The following is a 1,190-nucleotide window of genomic DNA, read 5'->3' on the forward strand; positions in this document are numbered from 1 at the left end:
CACCTACGCCCCCGTCCGAGTCACCCCGCTCCCGTGACATCGCGATCGTCGGTGCCGCCGTCCGCCTCCCCACCGCGCACACCCTGGCCGACTTCGCCGACCTCCTCCGCCGAGGGCGCGACACCGTGGGCCCCCTGCCCGACGGTCGCTGGAGCCGGCCGCCGCACGGGCCCGTCCCGTATGCCTCGTTCCTGGAGGCCGTGGACCAGTTCGATCCGGGCCCCTTCCGGATCTCGCCCCGAGAAGCCCCGCTGATCGACCCGCAGGCGAGGATCGTGTACGAGACGATCTGGCAGGCCCTGGAGGACGGGGGACGAGCCGGCGAGCGGGCCGCGGACAGCAGGACCGGTCTGTGGATCGCGTACAGCCACGACCACTACCACGAGGAGCGGGCCCGCCACGGCGTCCCCGACGGCCGGGGACTCGGGCTCGAGGCGATGATCCCGAACCGCCTGTCGTACCTGATGGACTGGCACGGCCCGAGCGGCCTCGTCAACACCCTCTGCTCGTCGTCGCTGGTGGCCCTGCACACCGCCCTCCAGCACCTGCGCGCCGGCGACATCGACACGGCCGTGATCGGCGCGGTGCACGCCGGCCTCAGCCCCGAGTACTTCCGCTCGATGGGCGATCTGATGGCCCTGTCGCCGAGGCACCGCTGCCGGGCCTTCGACAGCACCGCCGACGGCTTCGTGCCGGGGGAGGGCGCCGTCGCGGTCGTCCTGCGCCGCCACGACGACGCCCGACGGGACGGCGACCCGGTCCGGGGCCTGGTCAAGGGTGCGGCCGTGAACCACGGCGGCCGCACCACCCGTTACTCGGCGCCGAGCCCCCGAGGGCAACGCGACGTCATCGCGGAGGCCCTGCGGGACGCGGGTGTCGCCCCGGACACGATCGGCCTCCTCGAGGCGCACGGCACGGGGACGGGCATCGGCGACCCGATCGAGATCGACGGACTGACCCGGGCCTGGCGTGAGCACACCGACCGCGCCCAGTTCTGCGCGATCGGCTCGCTGAAGTCCAACGTCGGTCACCTGGAGCCGGCGGCGGGCCTCGCGGGCCTGGTGAAGGCCCTCCTCGCGATGGAGCACGAGGTGATCTGGCCGACCCTGCACGTCACGCGCCCCAACGACCGGATCCGCTTCGAGGACACCCCCTTCTACCTCGCCGACCGGGCGCGGCCCTGGCCGCGC

General features: G+C 73.9%; 1 protein-coding gene. It reads left to right on the forward strand.

The features are described from left to right. Window positions 1-1,190 (forward strand): beta-ketoacyl [acyl carrier protein] synthase domain-containing protein (locus AOK15_RS41205; RefSeq protein ID WP_167738936.1); only part of this gene is annotated, 1,190 nt, incomplete at both ends.

Source organism: Streptomyces ossamyceticus, from assembly GCF_001418475.1.
Taxonomy (GTDB): Bacteria; Actinomycetota; Actinomycetes; order Streptomycetales; family Streptomycetaceae; genus Streptomyces; species Streptomyces ossamyceticus.